This is a genomic window from Amycolatopsis sp. NPDC059027 (genome assembly GCF_042739735.1).
Lineage (GTDB): Bacteria > Actinomycetota > Actinomycetes > Mycobacteriales > Pseudonocardiaceae > Amycolatopsis.
This window is the reverse complement of record NZ_JBHYIK010000001.1, coordinates 36,437-50,942: the sequence shown is the minus strand read 5'-3', so window position 1 is coordinate 50,942 and position 14,506 is coordinate 36,437. Positions and strand designations below refer to the sequence as shown.

Below are 14,506 nucleotides of genomic sequence, written 5' to 3'. Positions count from 1 at the left end.
TGCCCCCGTACGAAACCTGGTGCGCACAGGATTCTCCGTGATCACGCCGGTCGAAAGACTCGGGGCGTGACCACAGACAATCTCGTGCATCCCGCGCCCCCGAGCTCGGGCAGCGATTTCGCCCGGCTCTCCCGTCGCATCAGCGAAGCTGGGCTGCTCGTTCGCCGTCCCGGCTACTACACCGCCCGCATCGCGCTGGTGACCACACTGTTCATTGCGGGCTGGGTCGCGTTCGCGCTGATCGGCGAATCGTGGTGGCAGCTCGCGATCGCCGTGTTCCAGGCGGTGATGTTCGGCCAGATCGCACTGCTTTCCCACGACCTTGCGCACCGCCAGGTGTTCCGCACCCGGCGGCCGAGCGAGATCGCCGGGCGGATCGCGGGCAATCTCGGCATCGGGATGAGCTACGGCTGGTGGATGGACAAGCACACCCGCCACCACGCGAACCCGAACCACGAGGACCTGGATCCCGACGTCGACCCGGACATCCTCGTATGGTCGAAGGACCAGGCGCGGGCGAGCCGAGGACTGCCCCGGTTCATCGGCCGTTACCAGGCTTTCCTTTTCTTCCCGTTGCTCACGCTGGAGGGTCTGAACCTGCACTGGTCCGGGATCCGCGCTGTCCGGCAACCGGGACTGAAGCGGCGAGGACTGGAAGCCGCGCTGCTGTTCACACACTTCGCGGTCTACCTCAGCGCATTGCTGGTAGTCCTGACGCCGGTGCAGGCACTGGCGTTCTTCGCCCTCCACCAAGGACTATGGGGCGTCTACATGGGATCCATCTTCGCGCCGAACCACAAGGGCATGCCCACACTGACCGGGAAACCCGAACTCGACTTCCTGCGCAAACAGGTGCTGACGTCGCGCAACGTGCGCGGCGGCCGGTTCGTCGACGTCGCGCTGGGCGGACTCAACTACCAGGTCGAACACCACCTGTTCCCGAGCATGCCGTCCCCGCACCTGCGACGGGCACAGCCGATCGTCGAGGCGTACTGCGCCGAGGTGGGCATCCCCTACACCCAGACCGGGCTGATCGACTCCTACCGGCAGGCACTGCGGCACCTGCACGAGGCGGGCTCCCCCATCCGAGGGGATTCACGATCCGGGCAACGTTGACACTCCACACACCGTTGCTTACGTTCGGTGCATGTCACCTCGTCAGTCACTCACACGAAAGAGGCGCTTCCCGGTAACGCGTCCGTGTTGTTTCCGTCGCTGAGTACTCGAACTACCCCGATCGATGAACTCGCGACGAGGAGTACCGATGACAAGTGTCGCCGAAGAGACGTCCGGTGAGTTCCCGCTGGCCCTGCGCGCCGCCATCACCGCCAGCGGGCTGTCGCTGGACCGGATCCAGTACCGGCTCCGGATGCGGGGCATCTCGATCAGTGTGCCGACACTGAGCCATTGGCAGTCGGGCAGGCGCCGGCCGGAACGGCCGGAGTCCCTGCGCGCCCTGGTCGAACTGGAGCAGGTACTGGCGGTCCCGCCGAGGTCGCTGCGCTCACTGCTGGGGCCACCGCGTCCCCGCGGCCGCTACGCACGGCCCGCCCCGGCGTTCCCTGCCGACGGGCTCATCCCGCTGAGCGTGCAGGATCGCGCCGAGGTCGGCGCGCTGGGCGGACTCGAGGCGGTCTTCGTCCGGCAGGTGCTGCGGGCGGAACGGAACGGGCCGGATCGCTGGCCCCTGCACTGGGACATCGATCCGGGACACGTGCCCGAGGTTGTCGCCAGCCGTCACTGCGCGACCGGGCGGATCGGTGTCGACCGGCGCGAAGGCGTGCTCAGCGCGGAGCTGCTGTTCGACTCGCCGCTGCGTCACGGTGAGACGATCATCATGGACTACCGGATCGTCTACCCGCCACGGCGTTCGCGGCTCTCCGGTGACGGGTTCGCCCGGCGGTTTCCCGTCACCACGAAGAACTACCTCCTCGATTTGAGCTTCGCCCCCACGCGGACGCCACTGCGCTGTGTGCGGTCGCAGTCGCCGTCCGGGGAGAACGTCACACAGTTCGCCGAGCTGGTCCCGAACGCGACCGGGTCCGCGCATCATGTGGCATTCGACGTCACCGGCCGTATCGGTGTCCGCTGGGAATGGTGAAACGGGGTGCGCCCTGGTCCGGCCGGAGCACACCCCGCTCACAGGCAGGTGGTCAGGGTCCGATGTACAGCGTGCGGTTCGGGGTTCCCGCCCCGGGGTTCTTCACGAGGTTCGGCGTCGCCGCGGCGACCAACGCCTGCTCGACTTGAGCGGCGGTAGCGTTCACGTGGGACGAGAGATAGAGAACCGCCGCGCCGGCAGCGTGGGGCGCGGCGAACGACGTCCCGTTGCCAGTGTAGGTAGCGGTGTCGTTCGTGTTCCAGGCGGAGGTGATGCCGACGCCAGGAGCGAACAGGTCGACCACCGAACCGTAGTTGGAGAACGAAGCCCGGGTGTCGGTCTTGTCCGCCGCCGCGACCGTAATGGCTTCCTTCACTCGTGCGGGCGAGCTGTTAGCAGCGTTGGTGTTCGAATTCCCGGCCGCGATCGTCCAAGTGACACCGGATTTGACCGAGTTGCGCACGGCGGTATCCAATGCCGTCGACACGCCGCCCCCGAGACTCGCGTTGGCGACCGCGGGCTTCTTGGCGTTCGTGGTGATCCAATTGACGCCTGCGATCACGTTGTCGAGTGTGCCGCTTCCGTTCGAGTCAAGCACGCGTACCGGGTAGAGTTGCGCTCCCTTCGCCACGCCGTACTGCGATCCGGCGATCGTGCCGGCCACGTGCGTACCATGGCCATAGCCGTCGTCGGCGTTCGTGTCGTTGTCGACGAAGTCGTAGCCTGTATGGACACGCCCGCCGAACGTCTGATGCGTGGCACGGATCCCGGTGTCGAGGACGTATACGTTTACGTTCGAGGCTGTGGTGGAATAGGTGTACTTGTTGTCCAGCGGTAGTTTGCGCTGGTCGATTCGGTCAAGCCCCCAGGACGGCGGGTTCTGCTGGGCCTCCTCGGCACGCACGGTCTTGTTCTGCTCGACAAATTTCACCGCGGGGTCGGCCGCGATCTGCCGGGCGTGCCGGGCGTCGACCTTCACCGAAAAACCATCGATTGCCTGGGAGAACACCTTTCCGATCTGCCCGCCGAACCGGCCGGCCAGTTCACCGGCCTTGTTCGCTGTCGCCCCGTTCTTGAGAACCACGATGTAACTGTCCTGAATGGCCCCCGCTTCCCCGGCGCCGACGATGGCACCTTCCGCCGCCTGCGCCGGGATGACGCCGGCGAGCGTGGCGATGACGGCGGCCGCGAGACTCGCTCCGGCCCCTCTGCGCAGTTGTACCTTCACTTTGCTCGCTCCCTGTCGTCGGGCGTACTGGGCTGTTTTCCAGCTTTTCCCGAGACGTTAGGGTTGCCGAGCGAGTCGCGACAGGGCGTCCATTTTCTGAATTTTTCCGTTTTCCGTTTTTCCGGTTTCGACGTGATCGGTCAGCGCTGTGCACCTCCGGGCCTTTGGGCCTGCGGGGTTCGTGAAGTGGTTCTGGGCCGTGGGTGAAGCGACGTCCCGTGGGGGTGATGATGGTGTAACTCCCGTCCTTGTGCGGGATATGCTGCCATCCGGGTTCGTCCTTGACCTTGTGATGGAAGCCGCACCGTCCACCCAGGTTGTCGACACTGGTCTCGCCATTCTTGGCGTGCCAATCGTCGACGTGGTCGATGTCGGCGAACTGAGCCGGACGGTGACACCCCGGGGTTCCGCATTCCCGATCGCGAACCCGGATGAAGCCATCGAGATTCGCCGGGGGCCGGTACTTCCGGCGCCCGACCGACAGCAACTGGCCGGTGTCGGGATCGGTGATCAGCCGGGTCCAGGTGGAGTTGGGATCGGTGGCGATCTGACGCGCCAGCCATGCGGGGATCGGCCCATACCCCGCCAGCTCGGCGGGCTTCTTGTTCAACCCGGCGAGGGTGAGCAGGTCGACGTAGACGTGGATGTCCGCACGAACGCCTGCGTCACCGTGGCGGGCGGCAAGCAGTCGATCGGCGAACACATCGGCCCGCAGCTGTTCGGTGGTGCGTGTCTCCCCAGGCAGGCGCCGCGCCTTCCTCGCGGCACGGTCGACCGAGGCGTAGATGGCGCCGGCCTGCTCGACCGGCAGCTTCGCAGTGAGGGTGCTCATGGTCTCGTCGTCGTGATGCAGCCGTATCTGCCGAGTCCGCCGCCGCGCCTTCGAACGCCCCGCGTACCCCTCCGGGTCCACACTCATGACGACCCAGTTCACCGCCCGCCGTAGCGTGCTGGAGTTCTTCCCCGCGAGCCGCTGCACGATGATCTCGTCCACCCGCCGTGCCAGCTCGTCGGACAGCACGGACGTCGGTTCGGCGATCTTGGCGGCCTTGAGCTCGTCGATCTCACCGCGCTCCATCGCCGCCAGGGTGCACGGCAACCTTCGCACCAAGGCCTCGGCCAGGGCGAGCTTCTTCTCAGCCTGGTAGGAGGTCATCGACGCGACGAGAGCCAGCTCCGCTGTGGCGGATCTTCGCGAACCGACACAGCGGGAATAGCGGTCAAGGGCACGCATCTGACGCGCCCGCACCCGGGAGATCTCCTTCTCCAGAGCACACGCTTCGGACAAAGCCGCATCGGCACCAGCGGTGTCGAGCGAGGACGGGGGAACGGTTGAACTGGTCACGCGCTCCACGGTAAGTCCGAACACGCATGACATACATCACACGAAATGATGAATCGACCGAAATCAACTGTCCACACAGGACTAGTCTGAAGGAAAACCGTTGCCCAGCACAATAAATGACGATCTTCCTTCAAGGAAAACCGCGCCTGATTCCGTGTTTTTCTGCTTAACAGAGCGGAAACGGATGGACCGGAGTGATGAAACCGACCCCCGGGTGACTGGTGAAATCGGCGCCATGGTGTGCCGACGTCGACAGCCCCACGACGCGATGACGAACGGGAACGTCAACACCCGCGCTGCGGCGAAGCCCTGCCCTAGACCTCCCTACCGGCTGAAACCGAACGTAGAACGCGCGGCGACCAGGAGATCGCCGGAACTCAGAGCCAGTCGTCCGGACGAGGCCAAGGCATGAGAGCCGCCAGAGCGTCGGGTACCGGTTCGGTGACCGTGTAGCGGCCCCGGTGGAACAGCAGCGGACGGGCATCGGAGACGTCGCCGAGCGCGGTGACACGGCCGATGACGACGTAGTGGTCGCCTGCCGTGTGCACCGCTTCCAGGGCACAGTCGATCCAGGTCAGGGCACCGTTCAGCAAGGGAGCACCGGACGGTGCCGGTGTCCAGGGCGCCGCGGCGAACTTGTCGGTGCCGCGGGCACCGAAGACGGCGCTGATCTCCTGTTGTTCCTCGGCCAGCACGTTGACCGCGAAAACCCCGGCCGATTCCAGCACCGGCCACGTACGGGACGTCTTCGCGGGGCAGAACAACACCAGCGGCGGTTCCAGGGACAACGCCGCGAACGACTGACAGGCGAACCCGACCGGCGCGGTCCCGTCGTGACCGGTGATCACGGTGACACCCGTGCAGAAGTGCCCCAGCACCGATCGGAACCGCGCCGCGTCGATCTCGCTCACGGCGGTCATGACGACCCCGGCGGCCTGGCACCGACCGAGAAGTCATGGCCCCACAACGAAACCGCGGTGCTTTCGCGGGCGATCCAGCTTTCGTCGTCGACTTGACGACCCTCGCAGCCGAACTCCACGTCGAAGCCGCCAGGGGTCTTCATGTAGAATGAGAGCATCAAGTCATTGACGTGCCGCCCGAGGGTCGCCGACATCGGCACCTTACGACGGATCGCACGGTCCAGACACAGCCCGACATCGTCGGTGTTCTCGACTTCGACCATGAGGTGAACGATCCCGCTCGGGGTCGGCATCGGCAGAAACGCCAGCGAATGGTGCCGTGGGTTGCAGCCGAAGAAGCGCAGCCACGCCGGCGCGCCATCGGCGGGACGGCCGACCAGCTGTGGAGGCAGCCTCATCGAGTCACGCAACCGGAAGCCCAGGACGTCGCGGTAGAAGTGCAGCGCGGCGTCGTCATCGTGAGTGGAAAGGACGACATGCCCGAGCCCCTGCTCCCCCGTCACGAAGCGATGCCCGTACGGGCTGACGACCCGCCGATGCTGCAACGCGACGCCGTGGAAGACCTCCAGCTCATTACCCGAAGGATCCACAAAGGACACCAGGCCGTCGACCTGTCGGTCGGCGAGCTGTTCGGGGGTTCCTTCCTTGTAGGGCACCGAATGCGCGTCCAACCGGTCACGGATCTCGTCCAGCTCGCCCGCGTTCGCCACCTCCCAGCCCGCCTGCGCGAGCCGGTCCTTCTCGCCGGGGAAGACGACCAATCGCGCCGGGAAGTCGTCCATCCGCAAATACAGGGCGTCCGGATCGGTGCCGCTGCCTTCGACCATGCCGAGTACCTTGAGCCCGTATTCCCGCCACGCGGCCATGTCCGTGGCCTCGATGCGGAGATAGCCCAGTGAACGGATACCCATCACGCACTCCCCAGGAAGTCGAGGGCGAGCCGGTTGAACTCGTCGAACTTCTCCAGCTGCGCCCAGTGCCCGCAACCGCCGAAGACGTGCAGCTGCGCGCGCGGGATCGTCTTGAGCGCGAGCAGCGCGCCGTCGAGCGGGTTGACCCGGTCCTCACGGCCCCAGATCAGCAGGACCCGCTGCCGCAGCCGATGCGCGTCCCGCCAGAGCATGCCCTCCTCATAGGAGTCCGGCAGCATGAACGACTTGCCCATCGCCCGCATCGCGGCCAGCGACTCCGGGGTGCTCGCGGTGGCGAGCCGTTCGTCGACCAGCTCGTCGGTGATGAGCGCCTGGTCGTGCACCATGATCCGCAGGAACGCCTCGAGGTTCTCGCGCGTGGGAGCACCACCGAACCGCGAGAGGTTCTTGACTCCCTCGGTCGGGTCGGGTGCGAACACGTTGACGCTCAGCCCGCCCGGCCCCATCAGCACGAGCCGCCCTGCACGCTTCGGATGGCTCAGCGCGAGCCGCACCGCGGCGCCGCCGCCGAGCGAGTTGCCGACGAAATGCGCCCGTTCGATGCCGAGCGCGTCCATCAGCCCGGCGACGGCGTCGGCACTGTGTCGGAAGTACTGCGGATGCTCGGTGGGTTTGTCGGACCGCCCGAACCCGGGTTGGTCGACGGCGAGCACCCGGTACGATTTGGCGAACACCGGGAGGTTGCGGCCGAAGTTGCTCCACGCCGACGCGCCGGGGCCGCCGCCGTGCAGGAAGATCACCGTCTCCGGATGCTCCGCCCCGGCCTCGTGGTAGTGCAGCTTCAGCCCGCCCGGGGTCTCGACGTACTTGCCCTCCATCACACCATCGCATTCTCGACGGGCAGCCCGAAGGCGCCGGTGCCGAACATGACGTACGCGCGCTCGGCGTCGTTGGCCGCGTGCACACGACCCGCGTGCGCGTCGCGCCAGAATCGCTGGATCGGCGTACCTGCCTGCAACGCCCGCCCACCGGAGTTCTCGAAGAGGCGGTCGATCGCCGAGATGGCGCGCTCGGTGCCGCGGACCTGGTCCCGGCGCACGCGCAGCCGCGTGCTGAACGGGAGCTTCTCGCCACGACAGGCGAGCTGGTACAGCTCGTCGATGTTGTGCGTCAGCTGGAGCCAAGCGGCGTCGATCTCACTGCCCGCCTCGGCGATCCGCACTTTGGCGAAAGGGTCCTCTTTGGACTGTTCACCGGCGTACGCCGCCCGCACTCGCTTGCCCTGGTGCTCGACGTGCGCGTCGTAGGCGCCCTGGGCCATCCCGATGATCGGCGCGGTGATGGTGCTCGGATGCACCGAACCGTACGGAAGCTTGTACAACGGTCCCGGATTGACGTCCTGCCCGGGCGTCTTGCACTTCGACGTCGCCATGAAACTCAGCGCGCGGTGCTGCGGGATGAAGACGTCCTCCACGACGATGTCGTTGGAACCCGTGCCCCGCAGGCCGACCGTGTCCCAGACGTCCACAATGGAGTAGTCCGAGATCGGCAGCAGGTAGGTGCAGAAGTCGACCGGCTTGCCATCGGCGAAGGCGGGCCCGCCGAGCAGTACCCACGTGCAGTGGTCGCAGCCGGAGGAGAAGCTCCAGCGGCCGGTGAGCCGGTAGCCGCCGTCCACCACGGTCGCCTTGCCCATCGGCGCGTAGGAGGACGAGATCCGGACGTCCGTGTCGGCGCCCCAGACGTCTTCCTGCGCCTTCCCGTCGAACAAGGCGACGTGCCACGGGTGCACACCGAGGATCGAAGCGACCCATCCGGTGGACCCGCACGCGCTCGCGATCAGCTTCACCGCGGTGTAGAAGCTCACCGGGTCGGCCTCGACGCCGCCGTACCGCTTCGGCTGCAACAGCTTGAAGAATCCGGTCTCCTGCAAGGCTTTGACCGACTCCTCGGGCACGCGGCGCGCGTCCTCAGCTTCCTGCGCCCGCTCCCGCAGGACCGGGAGCAGCTCACGGACCCCGGCGATCACCTCGTGGGCGGTCTGCTCGCTCATGCACTGTCCCTCTCTCGTGTTCAACCGAACCCAAGACTAGAACACGTTCTCGTTTTTGTCGAGAACTCCCTGGGCAAGAGCACTGTTGATTCCCGCCCGGCGCCCGGAAAACACGCAGTCGGCGAGCGAGAGACCGCTCACATAGGACCTAGAACAGATTCCCACCGCGGTACGGCCGGCCGCGTACAGCCCGGGCACGGCACGTCCGTCCACACCGCGCACCGCGCCGGTGCCCTCGTCGACCGCCAATCCGCCGAGCGTCAGCATCGGGCACGGGTAGCCGAGGTTGGGTTTGATGGAGACGTCGATGAGCGAGTACGGCGGCGCGTCCAGGGGCCGGGCAAACTCGGCCGGTTTCCCCGTCGGGTCGGGCCCCGTGCGGTAGGCCTCGACGGTGGCTTGCAGACCGTCCGGGTCGACACCGGCCTTACGAGCGACATCGAGGAGAGTGGTCCCGGTGACCCGGCCGCGACGCAACAGGTAGCGAAGTTGCAGCCATTGGAACCACTGGCTCTGCGAGCGCCCGTCGCGCCGCGCCTCGGCCACGATCTTCTCGTCCACCAGCAGCCAGCCGCGGCCGCCGTGCGCGGCGATCATGCGCTCGCCGATCGCCGCGCCGTACCGCGACTCGTCGATGATCCGCCCGCCGTCGGCGTCGACGAGGATCCCGCCGAGGAAGGCCGCGGGCGGAGCCAGGAACCGCCACGCGGAGATCCGGTCCAGCCCGGCGGTCGTGGCACCGGCCTCGACACCCAGCCGGATACCCGACCCGTCGTCCGCCGACGTCCCGAGCGCGAGCCCGCCCCGGTAGTCCGGCGCGTGTTCGCGCACCATCTCCCGGTTCGCGATGAACCCACCCGCCGCGAGAATCACCCCGCGACGCGCGGAAATCCGCAGTTCGCGCCCGTATCGCCGTTCCAGGCGAGCAGCGCGGCGATGCAGCGCCTTACGCAGCGCGGGCACGTAGATCCCGGGCTTCGCGGCGTAACGGGCGAGGCGTCGATGTGTCGAGCGGACCCACGCGGGCGCGTCGCGCAGCGTGTCGACGACGACGCCGGTGACCGCGCCCTGGTCGTCGACCGTCAATGTCCTGGCGTGCGCCTGCGGGAGAACGCGCACGCCACGGCGTCGTACCGCGGCGGCGAGCCGGGCGAACAGGAGCTTTCCGGACGTACCGGGGCCTTTGACCCGATGCCCGCGTGGCGCCGGTTTCGCGACGTCGCGGAATACTCCGGCGGCCTCGCTGCCGGAGTAGTAGAGGTAGTGGTCGTCGGAGGGGTAGGACGTCTTGTACGGGCAAAGGCTGCCCTCGAACGGGACGCCGTTGTCCTCCAGCCAAGTGATCATGTCCGGGCTCGACGCACAGAATCGCCGCAAGGTCTCCTCGGAGACGACCCCATCGGTCTCCAGGCGCAGGTAATCGAGCATCGCGTCGGGCGTATCTTCGATCCCCGCGTCGAGTTGCTGCGCCGTCCCGCCCCCGGCGTAGACGACACCACCGCTCACCACGCTCGCGCCGCCCCCGGAGAACCGGTCGAGCACGAGCACGTCGGCGCCGGCGTCGGCGGCTTCGATCGCCGCGCACGCGCCTGCGGCACCGAACCCCACGATCACCACGTCCGCGACGAGTTCGTCCATGGCGACCACCCTAGAACTGAAACACGTTCTCGTCTATGGTGACGAGGACAGCTCCGAGCAGGCCAATAGTCCGATGGAACACGTTCCAGGTGAGGTGGGATGGAAAACCAGTTCGACGTGGTTGTGGTCGGCAGCGGGGCCGCCGGGATGACCGCAGCCCTCGCCGCGGCCCACCTCGGCCTCGACGTCGTCGTCGTAGAGAAAGCTTCCCGCTACGGCGGTTCGACCGCACGCTCCGGCGGAGGTGTCTGGATCCCGGGCAACCACGCGCTGCGGGCCGCCGGGATCGACGAACCGCCGGAACACGCCCGCGAATACCTGTCGTCGATCGTCGGCGACGTCGTCCCGGCCGAACGCCGCGAGGCCTATCTCGCACGTGGCCCCGAAGTGCTCCAGTTCGTCTGCGAGCACTCGCCCTTACGTTTCCGCTGGGTACGCGACTACAGCGACTACCACCCCGAAGCACCGGGCGGACGCTCCGGTGGTCGCTCGGTCGAGCCCGCCGCGCTCGATGGCCGGGTGCTCGGTCCCGAACTCGCGAATCTCGAAGCGCCGTACAGCGCGCCCCCGCTCGGCGTCCCGCTCACCCAGGCGGACTACCGCTGGCTGAGCCTCATCGCCCGGCACCCGCGCGGCATCCTGCGGCTGTTCGGGCTGGGGATGCGATGGCTTGCCGGACGCGTCCGCGGACAGCGCCAGCTCGTGATGGGCCAGGCACTGGCCGCCGGACTGCGGGCGGGACTGCAACGCGCGAACGTCGGGGTCTGGCTCGACACCCCGCTGCTCGACCTGCGCACCGAAGGCGACAAGGTCACCGGCGTGCTCGTTCGTCGCGACGGCGTCGAGACGCTGTTGCACGCGCGACGCGGCGTGATCCTGGCCTGCGGCGGGTTCGAGCACAACGAAGAGATGCGGACGAAATACCAGCGGGCGCCGATCGGAACGGACTGGACGGTCGGCGCCAAGGCCAACACCGGCGACGGCATCACCGCCGGGCTGAAGCTCGGCGCGGCGCTCGACCTGATGGACGACGCGTGGTGGGGCCCGTCGATGCCGCTCACCGGTGGCCCGTGGTTCGCGCTCGCCGAGCGCTCGCGGCCGGGGTGCCTCATGGTCAACGCCAGGGGCGAGCGGTTCGTCAACGAGTCCGCGCCCTACGTCGAGGCCGTGCACGCGATGTACGGCGAAGGTGACGGGCCCGGCGAGCACATCCCGACATGGCTGGTGTTCGACCAGCGCTACCGCGACCGGTACATGTTCACCGGGCTCGGCCCGCGGCAGCCACTGCCGGGGCGGTGGTTCAAGGCCGGGATCGCGGCGAAAGCCCCGACACTGGCCGAGCTGGCCGAACGCATCGACGTCCCGGCCGAGGCGCTGACCTCGACGGTGTCGCGGTTCAACGGCTTCGCGCGGCGCGGCGTCGACGAAGACTTCCATCGCGGGCGCAGCGCGTATGACCACTACTACGGCGACCCGCGCAACCGGCCCAACCCGAGCCTCGGGCCGTTGGACCGAGCACCGTACTACGCGGTGAAGATCGTGCCCGGTGACCTCGGCACCAAGGGCGGGCTGCTCACCGACGAGCACGCCCGCGTCCTGCGCGAGGACGGCTCGGTCATCGCCGGGCTGTACGCGGCGGGCAACACGAGCGCCGCGGTGATGGGCCGCACCTACGCCGGGCCCGGCGCGACGATCGGGCCCGCCATGGTGTTCGGCTACCTTGCGGCCGAGCGGCTGGCACACGAAGATCAGAGGAGCATGGAGGGCCGATGAACTTACCATTGCGCAGCTGTTTGTCGGGCCGACCGGCAGTGCCTATGCGGGGCACCCGCGCCCGAGGGAGTGTCCCGCAGGACACGGAGGTTGAGCGATGACACAGGCACCCAGGTCAGGCGGCGAATCCGTCCGCACGATCGACGCCGGGGCACCGCCGGCGCGATTCGCCCGCGGCTGGCACTGCCTGGGCCTTGCCGAGAGCTTCCGCGACGGGAAACCGCACGCCATCTCGGCTTTCGGTGAGAAGCTCGTCGTGTTCGCCGACTCGTCGGGCAAGCTGAACGTGCTGGACGGCTACTGCAGGCACATGGGCGGCGACCTCACCCAGGGCACGGTCAAGGGTGACGAGATCGCCTGCCCGTTCCACGACTGGCGCTGGAACGGCAAGGGCAAGTGCGTGGCGATCCCCTACGCCAAGCGGGTTCCGCTGCGGGCACGGACCCGGTCCTGGCTGGTGATGGAGGAAAACCAGCAACTGTTCGTCTGGAACGACCCGGAGGGCAACCCGCCGCCCGACGACGTCGTGATCCCGCGGGTCGAGGGCGCGTTCAGCGACGAGTGGAGCAACTGGTCGTGGGACTCGATCCTCATCGAGAACGCGAACTGCCGCGAGATCATCGACAACGTCGTGGACATGGCGCACTTCTTCTACATCCACTACGCCTTCCCGACGTACTTCAAGAACATCTTCGAGGGCCACATCGCCACCCAGTACCTCAACACCAAGGGCCGCCCGGACAAGGGCATGGCGTCCAACTACGGCGGCGAGGAGAACCTGCTGCGCTCGGAGGCGTCCTACTTCGGGCCGTCGTACATGATCAACACGCTGCTCAACACGTTCCAGGGCTTCGAGATCGAGAACGTGCTGATCAACTGCCACTACCCGGTGACGGCGAGCTCCTTCGTGCTCCAATGGGGCGTGATGGTGAAGAAGATGCCCGGGATCTCCGACGAGCACGCCGACAAGATCGCCGAGAAGCTGGCCAAGGGCATCGGCGTCGGGTTCCTGCAGGACGTCGAGATCTGGAAGAACAAGACCCCGATCGACAATCCTCTGCTGTGCGAGGAGGACGGCCCGGTCTACCAGCTGCGACGCTGGTACGAGCAGTTCTATGTCGACGCGGCCGACGTCACCGAGGACATGACGCGGCGATTCGAGTTCGAAGTGGACACCACGAGGGCCAACGAGGTGTGGGCCGCCGAGGTCGCCGAGAACCTCGCCAAGCAGCGCGCCGAGGAAGAGGCGGGCGTGTGAAGGCCGAGACCGTCGAGTTCCTGACCGCCGGGCTGCGGCCGCACGAATGCCGCAGCTGCGGGACGTGTGTGCTGGTCAAGAAGAACAGCATCCAGCACACCAGCATCCAGTGGACCACCGACGCCGGGCGCAGCTGCCCGGTGTTCGCCGAACAGGCGGCGAGTGGTGCGCAGACGGCGCTGCTCGACAGCTGTTCGCGGCTGTCGGAGAGCATCGACGACGCGGTGCGGGACGGAACTCTGGCGGTCTCCGATGGCTGAGCGTTATACGGTGACTGTCGCCGACGTCGTCACCGAGACGGCGGACGCGCGGTCGATCGTCTTCGAGATCCCCGCCGAGCACGCGAACGCTTTCGCCTACACCGCGGGGCAGTTCCTCACCCTGCGGATCCCGAGCGAACGGACCGGGTCGGTGGCGCGATGCTATTCGCTGTCCAGCGCGCCACACGAGAACCGGGTCCAGGTGACGGTGAAGCGCACGGCGGAGGGCTACGGCTCGAACTGGGTGTGCGACGAACTCCGGCCCGGGATGCGGATCGAGGTGCTCGCGCCGTCCGGGATCTTCTCCCCCGGTTCGCTCGACGAGGATTTCCTGTTGTTCGCCGGGGGCAGCGGGATCACCCCGGTGATCTCGATCCTGAAAACGGCGCTGGAACACGGCTCCGGCCGGGTCGTGCTCGTGTACGCCAACCGGGACGAGCGGTCGGTGATCTTCGCGCACGAGCTGGCGGGTCTGGCCGCGCGGTACGCGGATCGGCTGACGGTGCTGCACTGGCTGGAGAGCGTTCAGGGACTCCCCACGGCGGACCAGCTCCGTTCCCTGGTCGCGCCATACCGTTCGCACGAGGCGTTTCTCTGTGGACCGGCGCCGTTCATGGACGCGGCACGGCAGGCACTGTCCGCATTGGACGTTCCCCGCAACCGGGTGCACGTGGAGAAGTTCAGCTCCCTCGCGGGAAATCCCTTCGAGGTCACCGAACCCGAGCCCGCCCCCGCCGACGCCTCGGACGACTCCGACGAGCCCGCCCGGTTGACCGTCACCCTCGACGGCGAGACCCGCGAGATGAGCTGGCCTCGCCGCCGGAAGCTGCTGGATCACCTGCTGGAGCAGGGGCTCGACGCGCCGTACTCGTGCCGGGAGGGCCAGTGCAGCGCCTGTGCGTGCCGTCTGGTGTCAGGCGAGGTGAAGATGCTCGAGAACCAGGTACTCGACGCCGACGACATCGCGGACGGCATCGTGCTGGGATGCCAGTCACTGCCGCTCACCGACGAGGTCGAGATCAGTTACGAATAGCCATGAGGCCGAACCCGGTCGGTTG

The 14,506-nt window shown here is 67.4% G+C and carries 13 protein-coding genes; 6 read left to right on the top strand and 7 right to left on the bottom strand.

Annotation, left to right across the window (positions count from 1 at the left end; genetic code table 11):
• Positions 1–66: 66 nt before the first annotated feature.
• Together ACFWY9_RS00230 and ACFWY9_RS00225 are read left to right on the top strand one after the other, a co-directional pair.
• Positions 67–1,116 (top strand): fatty acid desaturase family protein, encoded by a 1,050-nt coding sequence (locus ACFWY9_RS00230; RefSeq protein ID WP_378337777.1) that lies wholly within the window; start codon positions 67–69, stop codon positions 1,114–1,116.
• A 148-nt stretch (positions 1,117–1,264) separates the two neighbouring features.
• On the top strand, positions 1,265–2,101 hold the full coding sequence (locus ACFWY9_RS00225) for a helix-turn-helix domain-containing protein (protein WP_378337776.1): 837 nt from the start codon (positions 1,265–1,267) through the stop codon (positions 2,099–2,101).
• A gap of 52 nt (positions 2,102–2,153) precedes the next feature.
• On the opposite strand, the gene ACFWY9_RS00220 is transcribed toward ACFWY9_RS00225, so the two are convergent.
• The 7 genes from ACFWY9_RS00220 to ACFWY9_RS00190 all read right to left on the bottom strand — a co-directional run bounded on the left by ACFWY9_RS00220 (position 2,154) and on the right by ACFWY9_RS00190 (position 10,157).
• The gene (locus tag ACFWY9_RS00220; protein ID WP_378327700.1) at positions 2,154–3,257 is read right to left on the bottom strand and encodes a S8 family peptidase; all 1,104 of its coding nucleotides are present in this window, start codon (positions 3,255–3,257) and stop codon (positions 2,154–2,156) included.
• On the bottom strand, positions 3,145–4,674 hold the full coding sequence (locus ACFWY9_RS00215; RefSeq protein ID WP_378337775.1) for a DUF222 domain-containing protein: 1,530 nt from the start codon (positions 4,672–4,674) through the stop codon (positions 3,145–3,147). The genes ACFWY9_RS00220 and ACFWY9_RS00215 overlap by 113 nt, the downstream gene beginning before the upstream one ends.
• A 377-nt stretch (positions 4,675–5,051) precedes the next feature.
• On the bottom strand, positions 5,052–5,594 hold the full coding sequence (gene hsaB, locus ACFWY9_RS00210) for a 3-hydroxy-9,10-secoandrosta-1,3,5(10)-triene-9,17-dione monooxygenase reductase subunit (protein WP_378327642.1): 543 nt from the start codon (positions 5,592–5,594) through the stop codon (positions 5,052–5,054).
• Positions 5,591–6,505: an iron-dependent extradiol dioxygenase HsaC gene (gene hsaC / locus ACFWY9_RS00205; protein WP_378337774.1), complete on the bottom strand. Its 915-nt coding sequence runs from the start codon at positions 6,503–6,505 to the stop codon at positions 5,591–5,593. Before hsaC ends, hsaB begins: the two co-directional genes overlap by 4 nt.
• Entirely contained in the window at positions 6,505–7,344 is an 840-nt protein-coding gene (gene hsaD, locus ACFWY9_RS00200) for a 4,5:9,10-diseco-3-hydroxy-5,9,17-trioxoandrosta-1(10),2-diene-4-oate hydrolase (RefSeq protein WP_378337871.1), read from the bottom strand. Before hsaD ends, hsaC begins: the two co-directional genes overlap by 1 nt.
• Positions 7,344–8,519, bottom strand: coding sequence for a 3-hydroxy-9,10-secoandrosta-1,3,5(10)-triene-9,17-dione monooxygenase oxygenase subunit (hsaA, locus tag ACFWY9_RS00195; RefSeq protein ID WP_378327644.1), 1,176 nt, complete (start codon positions 8,517–8,519; stop codon positions 7,344–7,346). Before hsaA ends, hsaD begins: the two co-directional genes overlap by 1 nt.
• Positions 8,520–8,555: 36 nt before the next feature.
• On the bottom strand, positions 8,556–10,157 hold the full coding sequence (locus tag ACFWY9_RS00190; RefSeq protein WP_378337773.1) for an FAD-binding protein: 1,602 nt from the start codon (positions 10,155–10,157) through the stop codon (positions 8,556–8,558).
• 99 nt (positions 10,158–10,256) lie between these two features.
• On the opposite strand from ACFWY9_RS00190, the gene kstD reads away from it, so the two are divergent.
• The 4 genes from kstD (at position 10,257) to ACFWY9_RS00170 (ending at position 14,481) form a co-directional block, all read left to right on the top strand.
• A complete protein-coding gene (gene kstD, locus ACFWY9_RS00185) occupies positions 10,257–11,930 on the top strand; it encodes a 3-oxosteroid 1-dehydrogenase (protein WP_378337772.1) in 1,674 nt (557 codons plus the stop codon).
• Between the two features lie 97 nt (positions 11,931–12,027).
• Positions 12,028–13,188, top strand: a complete 1,161-nt coding sequence (locus tag ACFWY9_RS00180; RefSeq protein ID WP_378327647.1) for a Rieske 2Fe-2S domain-containing protein — start codon at positions 12,028–12,030, stop codon at positions 13,186–13,188.
• On the top strand, positions 13,185–13,448 hold the full coding sequence (locus tag ACFWY9_RS00175) for a hypothetical protein (protein ID WP_378327648.1): 264 nt from the start codon (positions 13,185–13,187) through the stop codon (positions 13,446–13,448). Before ACFWY9_RS00180 ends, ACFWY9_RS00175 begins: the two co-directional genes overlap by 4 nt.
• Positions 13,441–14,481: a 2Fe-2S iron-sulfur cluster-binding protein gene (locus tag ACFWY9_RS00170; protein ID WP_378327649.1), complete on the top strand. Its 1,041-nt coding sequence runs from the start codon at positions 13,441–13,443 to the stop codon at positions 14,479–14,481. The genes ACFWY9_RS00175 and ACFWY9_RS00170 overlap by 8 nt, the downstream gene beginning before the upstream one ends.
• Positions 14,482–14,506 lie beyond the last annotated feature (25 nt).

Coding starts and splice junctions, on each gene's coding strand:
- ACFWY9_RS00225 (WP_378337776.1), top strand. CDS start 1,265: ATGACAAGTGTCGCCGAAGAGACGTCCGGTGAGTTCCCGCTGGCCCTG.
- hsaB (WP_378327642.1), bottom strand. CDS start 5,594: ATGACCGCCGTGAGCGAGATCGACGCGGCGCGGTTCCGATCGGTGCTG.
- hsaC (WP_378337774.1), bottom strand. CDS start 6,505: ATGGGTATCCGTTCACTGGGCTATCTCCGCATCGAGGCCACGGACATG.
- hsaD (WP_378337871.1), bottom strand. CDS start 7,344: ATGGAGGGCAAGTACGTCGAGACCCCGGGCGGGCTGAAGCTGCACTAC.
- hsaA (WP_378327644.1), bottom strand. CDS start 8,519: ATGAGCGAGCAGACCGCCCACGAGGTGATCGCCGGGGTCCGTGAGCTG.
- ACFWY9_RS00190 (WP_378337773.1), bottom strand. CDS start 10,157: ATGGACGAACTCGTCGCGGACGTGGTGATCGTGGGGTTCGGTGCCGCA.
- kstD (WP_378337772.1), top strand. CDS start 10,257: ATGGAAAACCAGTTCGACGTGGTTGTGGTCGGCAGCGGGGCCGCCGGG.
- ACFWY9_RS00180 (WP_378327647.1), top strand. CDS start 12,028: ATGACACAGGCACCCAGGTCAGGCGGCGAATCCGTCCGCACGATCGAC.
- ACFWY9_RS00170 (WP_378327649.1), top strand. CDS start 13,441: ATGGCTGAGCGTTATACGGTGACTGTCGCCGACGTCGTCACCGAGACG.